The organism is Paenibacillus tritici (assembly GCF_013204885.1).
Classification (GTDB): Bacteria; Bacillota; Bacilli; order Paenibacillales; family Paenibacillaceae; genus Paenibacillus_AQ; species Paenibacillus_AQ tritici.
Window position 1 is genome coordinate 208,351 of record NZ_JABMKX010000013.1, and the last position, 21,982, is coordinate 230,332.

Genomic DNA, 21,982 nt, shown 5'->3' on the forward strand with positions numbered 1-21,982 from the left:
TTCAAGAAAAAAACGTTACCTCCTATTTTAACACAGCTGTCAAAGAAATAGACGCTTTTTATTAAAATCGTGTACAATGAAATGAAAGAAATCTCTAAAAATAATTGATCTAAAAAAGGAGTCGTTTAAATCTATGCTGCCGCTGTACAAAAAATATTGGCGTACCTTTTTCGACATCGGGCTGGTTTTTCTCACGCTATATTTAGTGATGCTTGGCTTCAGCAAATTGTATCAGCTGGCTGCGCCGGTGTTCCTGTCCTTTTTTGTATTTCTGCTCATTGAGCCGCTGGCCCGCTTCCTCAACCGTAAGGGGTTAGCCAAGCCTTTTGCCTCCGCGATCTCCGTATTTCTCTTCCTGGTCATTCTTCTGGGCGCACTGTTTGGTGCCGGACTGCTGATTACAACCCAGGCGATCCACCTTCAGAATAACCTGCCCAAATATACATACGTGGTCCAGCAGCATTTCACAGAGACAACAACCTATCTTCAGCACAAAGTGGATGCGCTCCCGGCCAATCTCACAGACAAGCTGAACGGCTATTTCAGGGATGCCACGAATATTCTCTCCCAGTGGATGGTGGCCTTCTTTAAATATATGGTCGGAGTGCTTGGCTCCTTCTCTTCCTTTATGGCTAATTTCGGTATTGCGATCATTCTGGCCTTCTTCCTCAGTATGGAGATCAAGGACTGGCGCCGTATCGCTCATGACAAGCTTCCGAAGACATTTAAGACAGCCTTTGCTTTTTTGCAGGGCAATGTGTTCAAGGCCATCGGTTCTTATATCAAAGCCCAGATGATTCTGATCAGCATCACCTTCGTGATCATTCTTGCCGGTCTGCTGATTCTGCGGACAGGAAATGTGCTTACCCTGGCGCTGGTCTGCGCACTCGTCGACCTGCTGCCGCTGCTCGGGGTACCTGCGGTTCTGATTCCTTGGATTATCTATCTGTTCATTGTAGGCAACTCTTCGCTCGCCATCGGACTGATCGTTCTGCTGGTCGTGGTGATGGTCGTAAGACAGCTGCTGGAGCCCAAAATCACAGGGAATTCGATCGGTGTCTCCTCCGCCTTCCTGATGCTCTCCTTCGTCATTCTGTCTTCCTCCTTATTCGGCATAGCCGGACTTATTCTGTCGCCGATTCTGCTCATCCTGCTTAAAGAGCTGATCCAGCAGGGATATCTTCAGCAGTGGATCTATCTGCCGCAGGAGGAGTTCGTCGTGTCTCCATTCGCGGCGTCCGGGACTTCTACAGCGGGCGGTCCGGTTAGCGGGGATGTTGCCACAGATCCTGCCGGACCAGACCATCAGGCACCTGCCCGCCCCGATTCCAGCTCGGACAGCAGCTCAAATACCTGACCGAACAGCCGTGTCGCAGCCTGCGGGCTGCCCGGTGCCACATTCTCTACCGCAACGGACACCGCATATCTCGGATGGTCTACCGGGCCATAGCCGATGAACCATTGATTGTTGCGGGCCTTCCCTTTGACCAGTGTCTGGGCAGTGCCCGATTTGCCGGCAACCGGCCAGGCCGAATGCGCAAGCATCCGGCCTGTTCCCTCTGTCACCACACTACGCATCATTCCCAGCAGCACACGGGCAGTGGCGGCGGAGATTCGGCCCTCCGGCGCAGGCGCCAGATGCCCGGGAAGCTTCTGAAGCGTCTGCCCGTTGGCAAAAGCGACCCGCTGCAGAATACGCGGCGCTCTGACTTCGCCGCCATGCAGCAGCGTGACCACCAGATTCGCCGCCTGCAGCGGCGTGATCCGCACATCGCGCTGGCCGATGGCTGTCTGGACTCTGGCCCCGCCGTCATCAGGCAGCAGCGTGGTGAAGATAGTCCCCGGCTGCTCTCCGGCGAGCGGCCGGAGCAGCGGGAGGCCCAGCGTATTCTCCGCCTGCCACCCGATGTCCCGGCCCAGCCCCAAGGCCAGGGCAGCAGCCTGGAGCTTCACCCCGCTCAGCCGCTCGGCCAGCGTAGCGAATACAGTATTACAGGACACGGCGAACCCTTGCTCCATGGTGAGGGCGCCGTGTCCTTTGCCGTGCAGGCAGGACAGACCATATTTGCCATACTGGCCTGTGCAGAAGAAGGGTTCGTCCGGGGTAGTCACCCCGGCTTCAAGCGCAGCCGCGGCTGTTACAATCTTGAAGATGGAGCCCGGGGCTGCCGCCTGCAGCGCATGATTGTTCCATTCTCCTCCTTGCGGGGAGATCTGCTGCGGATTATAGAATGGCAAAGAGACCATCGCCGCGATATCTCCGCTCTGGCTGTCCAATACAACAATGGCCCCTTCCTTCACACCCGCTTTTGCAGCCAGCTCCTCGATTCCTTCCTGAAGCTTCAAGTCAATCGTGGTATATAAAGACAGCGGGTAATAGGGATTGCCCGGTGCCTTAAATTTGACCGGACTGCCCGGAATCCTATTGCCGCGTGCATCGACCTGGGCTACTGCCTCCGTGTGCCCCACACCTTGCAGCAGCGGTTCCAGCGTTTTCTCCAGCCCGTCTGTTCCTGTTCTGGGAATTCTCAGGCCTGTAGGCGATTGCCGGAGCGCGTCACCCGAAGCTTCAGACAGATAACCAAGCCACTGACGGCCTGTATCAGACCCGTTATATCTGCGGGCAAAAGGCAGCGCCCTGACTCCCTCAATCTTCAGTTTCTCCACCTCTCTCGCCTGCGGCAATGTCAATGCCAGCGGATCAGCCCCTTGCCCCGAGGGCCAGAGAAGCGGCTCCTTAAGCCCTGTGCGTCTGGATTGAAGCTGGCTGTAGCTGACGCCTAGAATCTCCGCTAGCCTGTGCAGCTGCTTGTCTTCCTTGTGGCTTCCGGCATCGTTATGCAGGTGAAATTGCTCCTCCTGCGGGAACAGTGCAGCCGTCCATATGGTCTCTCCCGCGAGCGCTTCCCCGTTCTTGGCGTACAGCCGCCCTCTACCGCTGTCCAGCACGGCCTCCCGCTCACTTTGAATTTCGGCCATCTGGGCCATCGTGTACCGGGTCCCGCTTACTTGGCTGTCCTTCATCAGCAGCTGTACCCAGGCCAGCCTGATCATCAGGCCGGCAAGCATGATACACAGGAGTAGGCATCCCCAGAATATACGTTTATGAACCAGCTTGTGCAAGGCAATACCTCCATCCAGTGTGCTGCAGAACCATGGCTACTATTATACCCACCCCAAGCGGCAAAAAAACCGCCTTTCCCTGTAGGAAAAGCGGTCCTGAAATATAAGATCACACACTGAATTTGGATAAACGTTATTTCACTGCTGTGACTTTGTTGGTAGGAGCGGCTCCGCCACCGAATCCCTATGGACAATATCCGCTGCAATCAGGATCTTCTCCAGAGGTGCGGAAGGGTTATGAATACGGTTCAGCAGCTTCTCTACTGCCGCCCGGCCCATCGCTTCTTTGGGGACATGCACCGTAGTCAGCGGAGGGTTGCCTCTGGTAGCATCCTCAATGTTATCGAAGCCCGTTACTGAAATATCCTGCGGAATGTTAAGACCTTCCGCCCTCAGCACCTCACAGACGATTAACGCAGTGGAATCATTGGCACAGACCAGGGCGGTAGGCAGAGCATTGGCCCGGATACGCCCCCGCATCCACTGCCTGAAACTCTCATCGAATGTACCGTCATCCAGGCCCTCCAGCTGAAGCATCTCGTCATCGCCGGCAGGTGTCTTCATGGCCTTCTCTTCAAGCGCACTGCGGAAGCCGATCCAGCGGTCACGGAAGCTGCGGGAATACAGGTTATTCCCAATAAAATGCATCTCTGTATGTCCAATGCCCATCAGATGATTGGTGAGCCGGACCATGGAATCTGTATTATTGGCAAATACCGTATCGCTGGGAATCAGCGGGTCTTCATGGTCAATCAGCACCATAGGCAGACCGGTCCGGTGCACTTCCAGGAGCAGCGAGGTTGAGATCTGCCCTACCCCAATTAATCCAAGCAGGCCGGCAGGATTGAGGATATTTACGAAATTATCGGTACGATGCTCGGATATAATGACCATGCCGAGACCTTCCTGATCCAGGGCCAGCGCTATACCGTCTACTATCTTCCCCCAGTATAGAGAGTCCTGGGTCTGTGCGCGGATATTGGGCATCAGCACCAGGACTGATTGTCTATTCCGGTCATGGCCTGCAGACTGCTGAGGGTGCTTGATACTCTGGACGTATGCGTTCTTCTGCGTGAAATAGCCCAGCTGCGAGGCTGCCTGAATCACCCTCTCCCGGGTGGTTTCGTTAACACCGCCTTTGCCCGAAAGGGACTTGGACACAACAAATTTAGATACGCCGAGATGGTCGGCAATTTTTTGCATAGTGACTTTTTTAGCCATATTATAGTAAGACCTCCAGCTCCAATTGACAATTTCAGTGAAATCCTTATCTTCATTGTAGCTAACTTTTCTTGAATCCATAACAATTAGCTATATAAGACGCACTTAAGATTTGAACTTGAAGCTTCATCGTCACTGCGGTGAACATTTGGACTTCCGGCCGCTGTTGTCCCCAGATTTCTTGATTTATTCCGCTCTTCGCGGTGGAAATCCGGTGACAAAGGCGGTCGCTACCGCTCCTACAGTTCCAAATTTCCCCTCCGCTTCTTTTGCTTTTTGTTATTTTCATTAGTGCTTCTTATATAACAAAATAAGTATACGGGTCAGTGAACGTTAGTACAATAAGCAGAAATGGCTTTGTCCTACTTTTCAACAAATGATACCGTTTCGGCTGCATAAAAAGACCGCTCTTCACCGAGGGTGAAGAAGCGGTCTCTAGTATACGGAGCATTCACAACAGTAAATCTAATCTCACTCTAGATCTTGAACAATGACAGCTTGCTCTCCAGTTGTGTCGAGGCACCCTGCAGCTTGCCTGACAAGGCTACAAGGTGATCACTAACATTCTGCTGCTCACTGCTAAGCGAAGCCACCTCTTCGGAGGTTGCCGACGACTGCTGGGCTACCGCACTTACGTTACCCATGGCATCCGACAGCACGCCCTGCGAATGGTTCAGACTGTCGATTGCGCCTGTCACAGATTCCAGACTGGTGATGAAGTCTTCCATTTGCCCCTTCACGGACACGAAGATCTCACTGGTGCTCTTCACGGAAACCATCTGCTCTTTGAACAGCGGGGCTACTTCCGACAGTACAGCTACCGTCTCGTCCATCTCAGCCACAATCTTGTCTGTAATTCCGGCGACCAGTGCAATGGACTGCTTCGACTGGTCCGCAAGCTGGCGGACTTCCCCGGCTACTACCATGAAGCCGCGGCCGGCTTCGCCTGCTCTTGCGGCTTCAATCGTGGCATTGAGAGACAGGATATTAGTCTGCTGCGTAATATTCTTCATAACATCCAGCACCTTGATCACGGAATACACGGTTTCCTTCAGGTTATTGACCCTATCCACCAGTGCAGAGGTCATCTCACCGGTACGTCCGGTCTGCTGCAGCAGCTCCTCGAGCTGAACGGCCCCTTGTCCGCTGGCTTCCCCGACTCCGCGTGCTGCCTGATCCATCTCGGCATTGGCCGCAATTACACTCTGCATCTGCGTAGCAATCAGATCAGTCAGCTCATTGCCGCGCTCCGCCTCCTGAGCCAGACTGCCGGCCCCCCCGGCAATCTCTTCCGTAGCCGCCGCAATCTCTTTGGCAGATATGGCCGTCTTGCGGGATGCGTCCCCAAGCTCGCCTGCAGTCTCAAGTACTTCCCGGGCAGTATCCGTAGTCTGGGCAACCAGCTCCGTAATCCGCCCCATCATCAGGTTGAACGAAGCGGACAGATCGCCGATCTCATCCTTCGAGACATACTCGGTACGGACACTCAGATCCCCCTTGGCTCCTTCCACCATAAGGTCCTTGAGCCGTGCGAGCGGCTTGGCAATCATCTGTACCATCCAGAATCCAACCAGAATAGCGAGCAGGGCTGCAGCACCCGCAGCGATGAAGGTTGTAACGAGAATCGGCGTAGCGGACTTGACCAGTTCTCCGGTAGGAACTACGCCGGCCAGTTTCCAGTCTGCCTTCTGCATCGGGTTGTATACAGCAAGCACATCATCGCCGTTCGCATCCTCGGCTTCCTGGCTCTTGCTGTTCTGCTTGCTCTCCATAATGAAGGGAAGCTCTGACACCTGCCCGTCCTCTTCCGGTTTGGAGGAGGCTACTACGGTTCCATCCGGTGAAACCAGCTGAATCCGTGAATTGTCCCCGAGCTTCACGCTCTTGAAGGCTTCTTCGAGAAGGCTGCTCTTCAGCTCCAGCATGACAACATAAGAGGCATTGGAACCCAGATTCTTGAGCGTTCTGACCATTGCCAGATTCTTGCCGCCACTGCCTTGAACCGCCGTAGGGAACCAGTAGTTCTGTGCTGATTTGGCTTCTGCCGTATAATAAGGCTCGTAAGAGCTTGAATTAGCGACAACTGTCTTGAACCATTCCTGGGTTCTCAGACCGTCCCCGTCGAAGCTGGCGCTTCCGCTGGAGATAATCGTCATCTCAGGATCGTCTGGAATTAGTGAAATGGCCACGATATTGGAATCCGTTGTCGTCTGGCTGGACAACTTCTTGCTGATGGCATCCGTAGCCACAAACTTATCATAACTGCTCTTCGCAGAAGACAGCTCTGTCAGATTCGCCTGCATCTGTGTATCGAAATACAGCTGAAGTGCCAGGCTCTCATACTGCTTCAAGGTAATATCCAGCTTCTCCGAGGTCTGAATAATGGTCTGCCGGTTCGCTTCGGACACACTATCCTTAATCGTATTCTTGGCCTTGTTGTACGACAGAAGTCCCAGGAATAGCACCACCACCACAATGGAGGATAAGAAGATCAGGAACAGCTTCACCCCCACGGACTTCGTCGGGTTTACTCTCTTGACCTGACGCAACGAGCCGTTCAATACATTCTTCAACGTTCCCTGTTCTGCCGTTTTGCCTGTTGTCTGTGACGTTTCTGTTTGACCGGCCTTAGCCTTTTGTGTACTCTTTGGCTTTTTACTGTTCTTTGCCACTTTTATCCTTCTCTCCTTTGGTTTGTTTAACTCGTTCTCCGGATTCGGAGCCCCCATTACCATCACCCTACCTATCCATTAGATTGGAAGACGTATGTAAGCGTTACCTGCCCTTTATATCGGCACAAAGTCTCATTTTTCTTAGCATTTTTTACAAATCACTTCAATATTCATATATTTTTACCGAACTGCATAAGTAATTTGGCATACAAGTAGAAACGGATGCCATCCTTCAAAAGGATGGCATCCGTTTCAGCGAGAAAGATAAGGAAGATTTATTACGCGAAGCCTATAATTTATTATCTTTCAAAAAAGGAGTGCCCATTTAGTAACGGACACTCCACGTATAAGAAGCTGCTATTTTCTCTTGCGCATCATATCAAAATAAGCAACCGGCTGATCGACCTTCATCCGCACCCGCTGCAGCGGATGGCGGGCAACCTCCAGCGGATTACCCGCCTCATCCCACAGCTCGCCTACGGTCTGCTTGAAGAAGGTATCGTCTGGTCCGAAGAATTCGACTTCCTGTCCCGGCTTGAAGTTATTGCGCTGCTGAACGAGCGCCATCCCCGTCTCAGCATCATATTCCAGCACCAGACCAGCAAAGTCGTAAGGAGCAGCTTTCTCCTCCGGCTCATAAATGTGATCCTCATGGTCCGGTGTGTCGTAGAAGAATCCTGTATTCAGCGGACGGTTAGCCGCCTTCTGCAGCTCCTCCAGCCACTCCGGCTTCAGCACATACCCTTCCGGGTCTGCCATATAAGCATCAATGGCTTTGCGGTAGGCGTTCACTACAGTAGCCACGTAGTGAATCGACTTCATCCGGCCCTCAATCTTGAAGCTGTCTATTCCGGCCTCGATCAGGTCAGGGATACTCTCCAGCATACATAAATCCTTCGATCCCATGGTAAACGGATTATCCTCAGGCTGATGCAGCGGCAACTGCGTTACTCCAGGCTGCAGGGCCTGCGGCGCTTCCGCCTGATCCTCTTCGGATACCCAGTTCCCTTCCGGACGGGCATCTTCAAACAGATCATATTTCCAGCGGCAGGATTGGCAGCAGCCCCCGCGGTTGGAGTCACGGTCTGTGAAGTGATTGGACAATACACAACGTCCGGAGTAAGAGGAGCACATGGCCCCGTGGATGAAGCTCTCAATCTCAATATCCACATGCTGCTTGATCTCGGCAATCTCCTCCAGGCTGGTCTCCCGGCCTAATACTACCCGGGGCAGTCCTTCCTGCTTCCAGAAAGATACCGCCTGCCAGTTGAGCGTGGATTGCTGGGTGCTTAGATGCACCTCAAGGCCCGGTACCAGGCGGAGGGCGGTGTCCACAATTACCGGATCGGCTACAATAATAGCTGCAATCCCGGCCTCATATAAATTACGCAGGTATTCTTCAATCCCCGCGATATCTTCATTGTGAGCATAGATGTTCGTCGCAACGAATACTTTGGCGCCATATTTCTTCGCAAATTCAACGCCCTCGCGCATTTCCTCGAAGGTAAAGTTATCTGCCCCCGAGCGCAGGCCGTATTTCTGGCCTCCAATATATACTGCATCCGCACCATAGTGTACGGCGAATTTCAATTTCTCCAGATTCCCTGCCGGAGCCAGGAGCTCCGGTTTGTCCAGACGGTAACGTTTGCCTTTGAATTGAGGCTTGGTCATGGTTCCCATTTCCTGTTCTCCTCTCTGTGTCTCATCTTGTTAAAAAGCTTGCGAAGCTTGCATACCGATGATAAACGCTGCTGCGGTGAATTTGGACTTTCGGCCGCTGTTAGGTTTGAATTTCCCAATTATAATCCGCTGTCAGCGGTTGAAATTCAAACCTAAAGGCGGACGCTATCGCTCCTGCAGTTCCAAATTCCCCTCCGCTGCTACCCATCTCGATGGTAAAGTTAACAACCCATTTTAAAGAGCTGAGACAAACCCTTTTATATTAATATACCTGTTCTTTGTAGAAGAAGCCGAACGACAGTTCACGCTCAGGGTCCTGCAACGCCCGGACCTCCTCCAGCCAAGCTTCATCATAAGCATATTCCGCCGGATCAGCGGCGTATAAGTCAATAGCATGACGATAAGCCTTAACGACAGCCACGTTGTAGGCCGCAGGCTTCAGCAGTCCCTCAATCTTCAGGCTATGCACACCGGCCTTGAGCAGGAAATGGAGATCCTCCAGAATACAAATATCATCTGAGCTCATAATATGCGTTCCGTTCTCATCCTCATAAATCGGGAATTTCTCATTCGGACGCTCCGCTTCAATCAGGAACAGCCCGCGCTCCTTGCCCAGGCTTCCGCCATCACTCGGACGGCCCTGATGGGACATATAACTGGCTACCAGCTTACGCTTGGAATGATAGATATTGGTCATGCCATGCACCTGCACCTGGGCTTCCACTTCCAAATGAGGCACCATCTCCGTCATTTCATCCATATTGAGCTCACGTGCCAGCACGACCCGCGAAGCTCCCTTGCTGCCCCAATAATTGGCTGTAGCATAGTTGGTGGACGTCATTTCCGCATTCCAGTGCAGCTTCATTCCCGGCGCTTCCGCCTTCACTGCCGCAAGAACGGCGGGATCACCGAACTCTACCCCATCGACACCCAGCTCGCTAATGGCCTTCACATAAGCCGGAAGCTCCTCCAGCATCGTATTGGGAATCAGTCCGTTTATACTTCCGTATACCTTGGCGCCCCGGGCATGTGCGAGCTTGACCACTGCCGCCGTATCCTCCAGCGTAAAATGCCCGGCAAGCCGCATGCCGAAGCGGTCATCACCGATCAGCAGCGCATTCGCTCCTGCCGTTAGCAGGGCAGCAGCTTCTTCCAGAGAAGCCGCTGTAACCAGCAGCTCCGGTGTGTTATTCATTGTGTTACCTCCTGTGTGTAGCGCATCCCTACTATTGTAGCGGGTTCTTAGGGATTTTGTTTGCTTTTTTGAATATTGGCTAAATGTTCCTTGTAGGTCCTGGCAAATAAATGCCCCTGTGACCCGTCTTTCTTAGTGACATAGAAGAAATAATCCGATACCTCCGGAGTCATCGCTGCTTCAATGGAGGCAAGGCCGGGGCTGCTGATCGGTCCAGGCGGGAGTCCTGCCTGCTTATACGTATTATAAGGGCTGTCCACCTTCAGATCCTTCTCATACAGCCGCTCTTTCTGCTTGTCCAGCAAATATTGAACCGTAGCATCTATCTCCAGCTTCTGCCCTTTGTCCAGTCTGTTATAGATAATACCGGCAACCAGCGGGCGTTCCTTATCCACCACAACCTCACGCTCCACCAGTGAAGCTACGGTCAGCAGTTCATGGAGGGTGAGTCCGCGGTTCGCCAGCTTTGCTTTCCATTCAGGAATCGTATCCAGCTTCTTCACCAGCTGATCCAGCATGGCTTCAATAACCTCCTGCGGAGTGCTGTCCTTAACCAGCTCATAGGTTTCCGGGAACAGATATCCCTCCAGACGATGGCGCAGCTGCGGGTTGGACGGGATTTCCAGCAGGCTTACAGCCTCCAGGCCCTCACCGGAATCCATCAATTTCAGGAAAACCTCCGGCTTCTGGTTCCAAGCAGCAGCCAGCTTCTCTGCCACTTGGGTTACTGTATACCCTTCAGGGATCGTGAATGTAACCATCTCTTCCTTCACGACGTCTCCGGCATTCATCCGGCTGATCAGGGTGTCGTACGAGTCGCCGGGACTTACATTATACGTTCCAGCCTTGAAGCTGGAGCCCTCCTGGACCCATTTCAGATACCCTTTGAAAAACAGGCTGTTCTTGATAATTCCCTCTTGCTCGAGCAGGTCAGCGATTTGCGAGCTGCCCATACCCTTCTCTATCGTAACCGTTACAGGCGGCCCTGCGGGCTCTACCGGCTGCATTCCATTCCAAATATACCATGCTCCTCCTCCTGCGGCAGCCGCCAGGACCAGGATTAAGATAAGCACAGTGCGGATCACGGCTTTCAAATATTACGCCTCACTTTCCGACTATAAAGTATAAATTTGTATTGTCCAAAATTCAACTTATTTTTTCAGCATAAACTAGAATCCCTTATCCTTAAACAAAAAGAGCGCGGAAAAATTCCGCCCTCTTCCGTACCCGCTCTAGATTAAGTTGCCGCAGATGCTTATTCGCTGTCTTCCGCCGGGAAGGTAAGCTCATCGTACAGCTCGGAAATATTCTCCCACTCATCGTCGTCCATGATGCTCTCCAGCTCGGGAAGTCCGTCCGGAGAAACTACGATGCGCAGAATTTCCTGCTCCGCAGCTCTTCCCGAACCGCCCAGAACCGCATAAGCACGGTCACCGACAGCAAATTCTGCAATAATATCGTAAACGGAAGACTTGCCCTGCTCATCTTCCAGTTCTACTGTTTCTCCGTATACTTCCTTGAGCTTAGAAGTCCATACCGCTTGATCAGCGGAAAAATCAGTCATTCTCTGCTCCTCCATCCAGCTCGTCAACCAAAGTATTGAAGGTCTCTTCTACGATGGCCCATTCCTCGTCATTCTCAATCATGAAGAGCTGCAGATCGTCGCCGTCTTCCTCGTAACGGAACGCGTAGACCTCATCTGTCTCCTCATCCTCGGAATCGAGTGGAACCACCATCATATACTTGGCATCCGATCCGTCGACTTCAAACTTCATGATGACCTCGAATTCCTCTTCATTACCTTCCTCATCGGGAATATAGATAATTTCCGGTTCCTCTTCTTGGCCGATCTGTTCGTTTGTCATATCCGCACACCCCTCACCTTTTACTGTTAGCATCCAAAAAATTTTGCAAAATCAGCGCTGCGGCCATTTTGTCCACAAGCCCCTTGCGTTTCTTCCGGCTGACGTCCCCATCAATAAGCACCCGCTCAGCAGATACCGTCGTCAGACGCTCATCCCAAAGGTGTACGGGCAAATCAAATTGCTCCCGCAGCTTGGCAGCGAATTCAATGCAAATTTCACCACGGGGTCCTACTGAGCCGTTCATATTCTTCGGCAGCCCAACGACAATCTCACCGATTTCATGCTCCTTGATCAGTTCACGGATACGGTCATATTCGTTGCCGTTTCCGCGCCGCTCAATGGTCTCCAGAGACTGTGCTGTCCATCCGAAAATATCGCTTGTGGCGACACCGATTCTGCGGTCGCCGTAGTCCAGTCCCAGCTTCTTCATCATTTCGGCGGGTCCACCCGGTGATTGGCCAGATAGAAACGGACCAGTTCTTCGATCAGCTCATCACGCTCTTTTCTCCGGACCAAACTTCTCGCATTGTTGTGGCGCGGAATGTAAGCCGGATCTCCAGACAGAAGATACCCTACGATCTGGTTGATCGGATGGTATTCTTTCTCCACCAGCGCGTCGTATACGGCGAGCAGTATTTCCTGGGGGGAGGCTTCCTTTTCGTCGCCCTTCACATTGAATTTGACCGTTTTGTCCATGGAGTCCATTTGGTGACACCTTCCTTCTGCAAAATCACCCTACCCGGGCGGCTTCGCAAAGTTGCTGCTGTACAGCTTACTTGCTGCCTTCATCATAACATATTCATGCCCTAACGAGGAAATCCTGCCCTGTAAAAGCGCTTTTTTTGGCATTTTGTCTACAAAAACAGATGTTTTTTTGGGTTTTAAGCTATTGCAAGCCCCAGGTCAATAATGAATAACCCTCAAAAATATACATTTTGTGAATAAAGCAGCGGCACTGATATAAAGCCCTCAGTACCGCCGTATCTCACCGTTAATAAATCTTCACAGTTTCTTACAACAATTCAATCACTGAATGACGCTTAAGCCAGTGCAGCTACCAGCTCGGCAGCCTTCTTCAGGGCTTCGTCCAGCTTGGAGGCATCCTTGCCGCCGGCCTGGGCCATATCCGGACGTCCGCCGCCGCCGCCGCCGCAGACCGCTGCAATCTCTTTGACCAGCTTGCCGGCGTGGAAGCCCTTCTTGACGAGGTCCTGCGGCACAGCAACCACAAAGTTAACCTTGTCATCCATCACGGCACCGAGTACCAGTACGGCATCCGGAAGCTTGGACTTCAGCTCGTCTGCGGTTGAGCGCAGCGCATCAATATTGCCGGCCTGCACGGAGACAGCCAGAAGCTGTGTGCCTCCGCCTACAGTGATCACACTGCTGGTCAGCTCAGCCGCAAAGGTTGCGCTCAGCTTAGACTGCAGGGATTCGTTCTCACGGCCCAGCTCGCGTACCTGGGCATGCAGGGCTTCGATGCGCTTAGGCACATCGGTCAGCGAAGATTTCAGCAGCGCTGCCGACTGCTTCAGCAGGTCCAGCTGGCTCTCCGTGAACTGATACGCATAACGTCCGGTCACCGCTTCAATCCGGCGCACACCGGAACCGATGCCGCTCTCGCTGAGCAGCTTGAAGATTCCGATCTGCGAGGTATTGGCTACATGGCATCCGCCGCACAGCTCCAGGCTGTAATCTCCGACCTGAACGACCCTGACCACATTGCCGTATTTCTCTCCGAAGAGCGCCATAGCTCCCATGGCTTTGGCTTCATCAATCGGCTTATTCTCAATAACTACAGGAAGACTCCGCCAGATCTGGGCATTCACACGCTGCTCGATATCGCTGAGTTCCTCTGGAGTGATAGCTCCAAAATGCGAGAAGTCAAACCGCAGGCGTGAGCCTTCTACTAAAGAGCCTGCCTGGTTGACATGGCTGCCCAGCACTTCCTTCAGTGCTTTGTGCAGCAAGTGGGTTGCGGTGTGGTTCTTCACGATATCCTCACGCTCTGCCCGGTTCACTTCGGCACGGACGGTATCGCCCACCTTCAGATCGCCTGCTTCAACCGTAACGAGGTGAACATGCTGGCCGTGCGGTGCTTTGAAGAGGCCACTCACCTTAGCTGTCACCGATCCGCCGGTCAGAACTCCGGTGTCGCTGACTTGACCGCCGCTTTCTGCATAGAACGGAGTCATTTCAAGAATCACCTGGCACTGCGCGCCTTCACTGACGACATCAACAAGTGCGCCGTCAATGACAATCGCCATTACTTTGGACTCTGCTACCGTGTCATTATATCCAACAAATTCACTTTTAACCGTCAGATCGGCGAGTGCGCCACCTTGAATTTTCATGCTGGCACTGTCTTGACGGGCTGCTCTGGCACGGTCACGCTGCTCCTGCATAGCAGCATCGAAGCCCTCGCGGTCTACGGCAAGCCCTTGCTCAGAGGCAAAATCCTCGGTCAGGTCAAACGGGAAACCGTAAGTGTCATAGAGCTTGAACGCATCGGCGCCGGCAATGGTGCTGAGGCCGTCAGCTTTGGCTCTGGCGCTGATCTCGCCCAGGATAGCCAGACCATCGGACAGGGTCTCGTGGAAGCGTTCCTCTTCGAGCCGGATGATCTTGGCAATATATTCACGGTTCTCCACCACAGAAGGATAGTACACGCCCATAATCTCGCCGACAGTCTCGGTCAGCTCATGCAGGAACGGACGGTCCAGCCCCAGCGTCTTCCCATAACGCACGGCACGGCGGAGCAGACGGCGTATAATGTAGCCGCGTCCTTCATTGGAAGGAAGCACGCCGTCACCCACTGCGAACGTAACGGTACGTACATGGTCGGCAATGACTTTTAACGCGATATCCTGTTCCACCTGGTCCTTGTAATTCACTCCAGCCAGCTTAGCAGTCTTCTGGATGATCGGCTGGAACAGATCGGTATCGAAGTTGGAGTCTACATCCTGCAGAATGGAGGCGAAGCGCTCCAGACCTGCGCCGGTATCAATATTCTTATTCGGAAGCGGCGTATAACTGCCGTCCTTATTATGGTTGAACTGTGAGAATACGAGGTTCCATACCTCCAGCCAGCGTTCATTCTCACCGCCCGGGTACATTTCAGGATCACTCATATCACTGCCGTACGCTTCACCACGGTCATAGAAAATCTCCGAGCATGGTCCGCACGGGCCTTCGCCGATATCCCAGAAGTTCTCGTCGCCCAGCTTGATGATGCGTTCTGCGGGCAGACCGACTTTCTCGTTCCACAGCTTGAACGCTTCTTCGTCCTCGGCATATACGGTAACAGAGATCCGTTCGCCGTCGAAGCCGATCCATTCCTTGCCGGTCAGGAACTCCCAAGCCCAGGTAATGGCCTCTTCCTTGAAGTAATCTCCGATGGAGAAGTTACCTAGCATCTCAAAAAAAGTGTGGTGACGGCGCGTCTTGCCCACGTTCTCAATATCATTGGTACGGATACATTTCTGCGAATTGGTCAGGCGGGGATTCTCAGGAATCTCCCGGCCGTCGAAGTACGCCTTCAGCGGCGCCATGCCTGCGTTAATCCACAGCAGCGATGGGTCATTGTGCGGCACGAGGGATGCACTCGGCTCAATGCGGTGACCTTTACTCTCAAAAAACTGCAGCCATTTGGAACGGATTTCACTTGCTTTCATCATGTACAGCTCCCGTCTCTTCATTTAAATGCAAAAAACGCCCCTGAATTAGATTCAGGGACGATGATTATCGCGGTACCACCCTGGTTATCGTCCTGATCCGTAAAAAACGGACAACTGCAGACGATCGCCTTGTGCGGCTGTTAACGGGCGCCCCCGGCGGGGTTGTCCCCGCACTCCGAAAGTAGCTTTCTGCCGGCCTGACTTCCAGGTTCTCACACCCGATGCGGACCATCCGCAAAGGAACCTGTTCTCTGATGGAGCCATTCTCCGGCGTACTTGTTTTCATCAACGTTTTATCCGATTTGCTTTTTAACATTTCAAGTATAGCCAGCGGGTGGTTTTCTGTCAATCTTGGGTAGGGAAATTCTCAAGCATAAAAACACCAAGCCATTTAAGTCAAAATGAAGTAAGCTGATTAATAATCAATTTGTAATTTATTACTTCAAGAAAACACAGAAATTAGGAGGCAACATGAAACTAACCATCGCTGATTTTACACAACATCTCAAGGAGTATGAATTTTTTTTAAGTGTAGAACGTAATTTATCGTTAAAATCAATTAAAGCTTATTTATCTGACTTGAATGGATTATACGCTTGGTACATTCTTCAGTCTCTAGACTTGATTACAAAAGAAAATTTGATTACATATTTAGAAGAATTGAACTCAAAAAACATATTGAGTGATTCAACAATCAAACGAAAATATATCAGTATCAAAGCCTTTTTCAACTATCTTGTTCAGACAGAAAAAATATCAGTTTCACCTATAGCAAGCTTCGGGAGGCATTTCAAAACAGCAAAACGCATTCCAAAGACACTATCTGTAAACGAAGTTGAGCGCCTTCTAAACTCCCCTCAAGAACATATGAAACAATTACACTCCTCCTTCAGGAGAATAATTTGTACACGGAATAATGCAATTATCGAGTTGTTATATGTGATTGGAATACGAATAGGGGAACTCGTTTCCATTGATCTAGAGGATTTTGATTTAGAGGAGAACACTATTCTGATTTTTGGGAAAGGGCGTAAAGAACGGCTTCTATATATTTCAAGTATTGAGGTAGTCAAAAAGATTAATGCATGGCTCAGTATTCGGGAAGAGTTAAACCCAAACTCAGATGCGCTTTTTATCAATAAATATGGAGATCGTCTTTCCATTTATTCTATAGAGGATATCTATGCTAAGTACAGAGATCTTGCAAACATCAGTAAGAAGTCCACTCCCCACTACTTACGACATAGCTTTGCAACACATTTACTAAACAATGGAGCCGATCTCCGCTCCGTCCAAGAAATTCTTGGGCATACCAATGTCAGTACTACCCAAATTTATACAGAAGTTTCTGTAGAACGAAAGAAAGAAGTTCTTAACCGATTCAATGCAAGAAATAATCTGAAATTATAGTTAAAAACCTCCTAATAACTCAGAATTATTTGGAGGTAAATTATGGGTTTTAAAAAAGTGATAGACACATACAACTTGATGAATACATATGGAAAGCTTTCAGATCAATTCTGCGTTATTTTTGTTTATAATGATTGGAATGACTTTGATAACGATTCACACCAATCCGAATGTATTACCAGTAATGAAAAAAGTGAAATTACGAATGCCTTTAGATCTATTACTAACTTTTTCTTTCCGGTTAACGGCGAGAAGGAATTTATTACAAGTATTCATACTTATAAAGAACGTTTCAACTATATCCTTGTATACTCAATGGCTCAGAACACAAAAGGAATTGGTAGAAGATGCCTGATTCCGTTGTTATGTGAACATTTTGGACTCTATAATATTAGTGCGGATTTTTACCCTTCTGTTTTAGGAGGGAATAAAGAGTTAATGTACAACTATATTACAAATTCCAACATTCCAAATATTTCATTTCCTGAAACTTATTTTTGCCATCACATAGAAGAAGCAAAATTATATACGGACCGATTTATTAATCAAAACAAGGATTTTATAATAAAGCCGAACTCAGAATCCGCTAGTATAGGCGTCTCCAAAATATCTTTAAGCACTCAGACAATTGATGAGATTTTTATCATTATTCAGAGAACTTTTGACACTTATGGAGACTTCCTAATTCAAGAGTACATATCAGGAAAAGAAGTTGAAGTTCCTGTTGTTAATATTGAAGGCAAGCATGTATCACCCGGAGTCGTTGAAATACTTTTCTCAGACGATAATGAAATTCTCACTTACGATATTGTTGCATCAGAGCGATATGATTTCACATCATATAACGGAAAACTATTTGACTCTATTCTGGAAACTGCTCTTGTTTGCGCTAAAATACTAGGATTCTCTTCAATCTGCCGGTTTGATTTCCGCCTTACTGAAGATTTTGCTTATGTCATCGATATTACTCCAAATCCAACTGTATCATCGATGAGCTCGACCCATTATATGTTTCTCCAACATTTTCTTAAGGATAATCATGCGGTTTACAGGCTACTAATTATGTTGGCTATCATAAAATATGATCTATTCGAACCAGCGTTCAATTCCTCCATATAATATCAAATTTTTAAAATAGGCATAGCCTGGAGAAGGATAGCGTTCATTCATGATGTACAGTAACCGATTTTCCTTCTCTGTAAATGTTAGTTCTTCTTTCATAAGCAAAAGCATTATTTGGAATTTATCATTAAAAAAACTCTGAAAGGGTTGGATCAGTGGGTCATCGTTAGCTTTGATCTTTACTATTGTGTGATTATAGTTATCAACATCTCCTGCTTCAAAATAAAATGAAAGCAAATTATGAAGAGCATAGAATTGATGGTACGAATCCCCATGACTAATAACGTACTCAAGCATTTCAATTGCCTTCTCATGATTATTCTTTAACAATGCTGCAGCAGCATTGTTTCGGATAATCATTACATCACTTGAGTTTGAATTTCCAGCTTCTTTAAGTAACCCGTTAAATTCCTTTAAAACTCTTGATAAAGATAATCTATTTGATAATCTGCCCGCAATCCAATAGTTATTTTTAAATGACAATTGGGTGTCTTGGTTTATTAAACTTAAATCTATTGAGGGCTTGGCTTTAAGTAAATCAAAAGCTTTGCTGTACTGTCCAAGATAAATAAGACTATAGCTGTAATTGATTTTGGAAAGTTCGTGATCAACAACCCAGTCTTCTTTCCCCTTACTAAGGGTAAACGCCTTTTTAGTAAATAACATGCCTTTTTCTATATCCTCTGGATATATCGCATTCCCTAAACGCAATAATTTCAAGTAATTCTTCATTTCCTTTTCCTTATTAAATTCAAAATACTCAATCATTTTCCCAATACTTTTTTGTGCATTTCTTTTTGCTTTGGAATACGGATTTTTGAGAACTGTGGTCAATAAAATTAGGTTCATATTAAACTCATTTTGCCAATAGGGAAGGTTATTACAATTATTCTCATTTAACTGATTCAAAGAAACAAATATTTCATTATGCAGATTTTCAAGAACAGACTGATTCAATTCATGTTCATAATAATAAATGGCAATAGAGCAGTAAAAACATAACTTTGCTAGTACAGTTAATGAACTTAATTTAGCATTATTCAACAAAGACTCTACCATTTCTTTTAACATGTTTATTTCGTATGAAGTATGGTCTCTGAGCATTTCTATACACTCTAAATAACGATATTCTGGTGAGTACTTAGAAATAGCTGATAACAACTGTAATCGCTGCTGAAATAACCCTTCTTTTTTTGTGTAGCAGTATGCGACTATATACGCTGAAATAATTTCTTCTCTATCTCGTGAAAACATTTCTACAAGATGTGCTAAATATATATATTCATAAGGGTAGTGCTTGTTTATATGTTTATATAATTTCCCCACTATTTGACTAGGTACGTCTCTTCTAGCTCTGTTATAAAAAAATAACTTTATCGCTTCCTCCATAAATAGATAAGTGTCTTCTTGTTGATTATCCAATACTTTAGCTTGTAAAGCAGGATTAAGGAAGTTTAAAGACTTCTCATCAAATACATCTTCAATATCAAATTTAGTAAAGGAATTAATAAATAAACTACAATATTTCAGGAATTTATCTAACTCCCCCTGGTCAATTTGACTTTGTTGATGTGAAGTAGCAAGCATTTTATCAAGGATTTTTTGAAGCATAGTATCATAATTTTCTTCAGATGCTTGAATAGAGTGAATAATAATGTCACTATATTTTTTGAAAAATGGAATACCGAATTTCTGAGCAAGTTGTAATACATAAGGTTTAAATATGATCTCATTAGACGTTAAAAAATTCAAATCCTCCATTGTAATATCAAAGTTTTCACTTGGAATATCCATTAAACTCGTATCCCATTTTTCTTCTTCAGAACACTGAATGATAATTCCGATATTGAGGAGTTGCTTTGCCTGAATAAAATAAGAAATTGTCTTTAGTAAATCAAACTCTTTATCGGACAGCTTATTGTAATCCTCTACGATAATTATTCTAGTCATTTTCTTATAAGTCTTAGCTTTAGTTCGATTCACTTTTAAACCATTAATAATTGGCTTAAACTGCTTTTGATAATTAATCGCAGTAGTGCTTGGAATTATAGTCGATAGGACAGTCAGAAGCACACTCGTTGGAGCAAACGTTGACACTATATCTTTAAGTGGAAGGAGACTAAAAGTAGTCCCACCTGAAAATTTCGAATTATTATCTGTATATTTATTTGAACTCAAATCGCTAAATGTAATAATTTCGTAGGAATGCAGTTCAGCCTGATAATATCTTAACAAACTAATGTTGCTATTTGTCGTGATTTTAACAATTCGTGTATCCATACTTTCTTGAATGAATTTATTGATGTATTGGATTATCCTTTTTTCAATGGGCATTAATTCTAAGCAGTTCAAAACATAACCTCCAAATAATTCTGAGTTATTAGGATGTATTTCTTTAGAAATACACCGCATTATTTTTGTTTCAACATGATAATCGACATATTCGACTTTTTTCAAAATAATCCTTTTTTCTACCATATCTTTCACAGATCTTTCACTAACGACATAATTAGCCATTCGTTTTCGATTCCGCACTATTCTTACTTCGACAGCAAGAGCAAGTCTGCAAACGTTAGAGCTTCAGGCTAGTAGCCATTACAGCCTGGAATGATAGCCGATCTCGCATTGTCGTGAATCTTACCCTCACATTCATTTTGTGTTGTTCTAATGTTGCATCATCTGCAACTCGGAATCTTAGATAACCAGCGTCCATCAGACATTGTTGCAGTAACTGCAGGATTACATCCACCTAAGCGGACTGGGGGCGGGAAAATGCTGTTTTTTATGCAACATAACAGGATTGCGGTTGGTATAATGAGGGGGAATGTTGTAATTTGTGCAGGATTTTGGCGGGAAGTTGATAGTGTCAGGGAGAATGGCAGAAGCAGACCCGGAGGAGGATACGGAATTGAGCAAAATCATTAACTGGGGTATTATCGGCTGCGGGGATGTAACTGAGGTCAAGAGTGGTCCGGCTCTGCAAAAGGCTGAGGGTTCACAGCTTACGGCTGTCATGAGGCGAAACGGAGCACTAGCAGAGGATTATGCACGGCGGCATGGAGTGCCTGGGTGGTATAGCCTGGCAACCGATCTCCTGAATGATCCCGGAGTGAATGCCGTATATATCGCCACACCGCCTTCCACCCATATGGAGTACACTTTAGCGGCTGCCCATGCCGGAAAACCTGTCTATGTCGAGAAGCCGATGGCTCTCAATACGGCAGAATGCGAAGCCATGATTGCTGCCTGCGGGCAGGCAGGGGTCCCACTCTACGTTGCTTATTACCGGAGAGGGCTTCCGCGCTTCCGCAAGGTTAAGGAGTGGCTGGATACGGGAGCGATCGGCGAACCCAGGTTCGTACGCACCCTGCATATGACTAAGCCGCTTACGGCAGTAAGTGAGGAGAACTGGCGGGTGGACCCGGCAATTTCCGGCGGCGGTTTATTACTCGATGTGGGCAGCCATACGCTGGATTTGCTGGATTTCTTGCTCGGCCCGATTCAGGATGTCAGTGGACATGCGTCCAACTTTGGGAGCCCCTACACACCTGAGGATACCGTCTCCGGAAGATACCGCTTTGAGTCCGGTGTCCATGGGACGGGCATCTGGTGCTTTAATGCTTTTTCTAACGAAGACGTTACTGAAATCGTTGGCAGCCGCGGCAGTATCACCTTCTCCACCTTTGCGGAGCAGCCGGTTATTCTCCGGACCGAAGACGGGGAGCAGCCTGAATTCATTGCCCATCCGCCCCATATCCAGCAGCCGCTGATCCAGTCCATTGTAGATGAGCTTCTGGGATACGGCACCGCTCTCAGCACTGGCGATACCGCTATCCGTACCAGCCGCGTGATGGATGAACTGGTACGGAATTACAATGGACGCTGACAGGCGGCATACTTAAGAACAGCTCCGGTTTCTATTACCAATGCTTATCCCGCAATCTAATAGCTCCCCTTGAAAACAAACCGCAACCCAAACAACCAACCGCCGGGCAGATTCCCGGCGGCTGGTTGTTT

At 48.4% G+C, this 21,982-nt stretch carries 16 protein-coding genes; 4 read left to right on the top strand and 12 right to left on the bottom strand.

The genetic code is table 11. The features are described from left to right. Positions 1 to 133: 133 nt before the first annotated feature. Positions 134 to 1,357, top strand: a complete 1,224-nt coding sequence (locus HQN87_RS23350; protein ID WP_173138173.1) for an AI-2E family transporter — start codon at positions 134 to 136, stop codon at positions 1,355 to 1,357. Here HQN87_RS23350 and HQN87_RS23355 read toward each other — a convergent pair. From HQN87_RS23355 to alaS, 11 genes are all read right to left on the bottom strand, one after another. Continuing rightward, complete coding sequence (locus HQN87_RS23355; protein WP_173138174.1) at positions 1,306 to 3,123, bottom strand: peptidoglycan D,D-transpeptidase FtsI family protein; 1,818 nt, start codon at positions 3,121 to 3,123, stop codon at positions 1,306 to 1,308. The two genes, HQN87_RS23350 and HQN87_RS23355, sit on opposite strands and share 52 nt — an antisense overlap. 138 nt (positions 3,124 to 3,261) lie before the next feature. Then, entirely contained in the window at positions 3,262 to 4,344 is a 1,083-nt protein-coding gene (locus HQN87_RS23360) for a LacI family DNA-binding transcriptional regulator (protein ID WP_173138175.1), read from the bottom strand. Positions 4,345 to 4,820: 476 nt separating this feature from the next. Beyond that, on the bottom strand, positions 4,821 to 7,016 hold the full coding sequence (locus HQN87_RS23365) for a methyl-accepting chemotaxis protein (RefSeq protein ID WP_246553400.1): 2,196 nt from the start codon (positions 7,014 to 7,016) through the stop codon (positions 4,821 to 4,823). A gap of 357 nt (positions 7,017 to 7,373) precedes the next feature. Continuing rightward, positions 7,374 to 8,696, bottom strand: a complete 1,323-nt coding sequence (locus HQN87_RS23370; protein ID WP_173138177.1) for a peptidase U32 family protein — start codon at positions 8,694 to 8,696, stop codon at positions 7,374 to 7,376. Positions 8,697 to 8,958: 262 nt separating this feature from the next. Continuing rightward, positions 8,959 to 9,891, bottom strand: a complete 933-nt coding sequence (locus HQN87_RS23375) for a peptidase U32 family protein (protein WP_173138178.1) — start codon at positions 9,889 to 9,891, stop codon at positions 8,959 to 8,961. A 47-nt stretch (positions 9,892 to 9,938) separates the two neighbouring features. Further along, the gene (gene mltG / locus HQN87_RS23380; RefSeq protein WP_367272787.1) at positions 9,939 to 10,964 is read right to left on the bottom strand and encodes an endolytic transglycosylase MltG; all 1,026 of its coding nucleotides are present in this window, start codon (positions 10,962 to 10,964) and stop codon (positions 9,939 to 9,941) included. Between the two features lie 182 nt (positions 10,965 to 11,146). Next, positions 11,147 to 11,455, bottom strand: a complete 309-nt coding sequence (locus tag HQN87_RS23385) for a DUF1292 domain-containing protein (RefSeq protein WP_173138180.1) — start codon at positions 11,453 to 11,455, stop codon at positions 11,147 to 11,149. After that, a complete protein-coding gene (locus HQN87_RS23390; RefSeq protein ID WP_036696606.1) occupies positions 11,448 to 11,756 on the bottom strand; it encodes a DUF1292 domain-containing protein in 309 nt (102 codons plus the stop codon). The genes HQN87_RS23385 and HQN87_RS23390 overlap by 8 nt, the downstream gene beginning before the upstream one ends. Before the next feature lie 13 nt (positions 11,757 to 11,769). Further along, positions 11,770 to 12,186, bottom strand: coding sequence for a Holliday junction resolvase RuvX (gene ruvX, locus HQN87_RS23395; RefSeq protein WP_173138237.1), 417 nt, complete (start codon positions 12,184 to 12,186; stop codon positions 11,770 to 11,772). Then, positions 12,186 to 12,461 carry an IreB family regulatory phosphoprotein gene (locus HQN87_RS23400; protein WP_173138182.1) on the bottom strand — a complete coding sequence of 92 codons (276 nt, stop codon included), beginning with the start codon at positions 12,459 to 12,461 and terminating at the stop codon, positions 12,186 to 12,188. The genes ruvX and HQN87_RS23400 overlap by 1 nt, the downstream gene beginning before the upstream one ends. Positions 12,462 to 12,796: 335 nt before the next feature. After that, positions 12,797 to 15,430, bottom strand: coding sequence for an alanine--tRNA ligase (alaS, locus tag HQN87_RS23405; RefSeq protein ID WP_173138184.1), 2,634 nt, complete (start codon positions 15,428 to 15,430; stop codon positions 12,797 to 12,799). A gap of 474 nt (positions 15,431 to 15,904) precedes the next feature. On the opposite strand from alaS, the gene HQN87_RS23410 reads away from it, so the two are divergent. Together HQN87_RS23410 and HQN87_RS23415 are read left to right on the top strand one after the other, a co-directional pair. Next, a complete protein-coding gene (locus HQN87_RS23410) occupies positions 15,905 to 16,843 on the top strand; it encodes a tyrosine-type recombinase/integrase (RefSeq protein ID WP_173138186.1) in 939 nt (312 codons plus the stop codon). Positions 16,844 to 16,885: 42 nt separating this feature from the next. Beyond that, a complete protein-coding gene (locus HQN87_RS23415; RefSeq protein WP_173138188.1) occupies positions 16,886 to 17,962 on the top strand; it encodes a D-alanine--D-alanine ligase family protein in 1,077 nt (358 codons plus the stop codon). Here the strand turns inward: HQN87_RS23415 and HQN87_RS23420 are convergent. Continuing rightward, positions 17,930 to 20,482, bottom strand: coding sequence for a hypothetical protein (locus HQN87_RS23420; protein WP_216857420.1), 2,553 nt, complete (start codon positions 20,480 to 20,482; stop codon positions 17,930 to 17,932). The genes HQN87_RS23415 and HQN87_RS23420 overlap by 33 nt on opposite strands. Positions 20,483 to 20,873: 391 nt before the next feature. Here HQN87_RS23420 and HQN87_RS23425 point away from each other — a divergent pair, with 391 nt between their 5' ends. Then, on the top strand, positions 20,874 to 21,851 hold the full coding sequence (locus HQN87_RS23425) for a Gfo/Idh/MocA family protein (protein ID WP_254075621.1): 978 nt from the start codon (positions 20,874 to 20,876) through the stop codon (positions 21,849 to 21,851). Positions 21,852 to 21,982 lie beyond the last annotated feature (131 nt).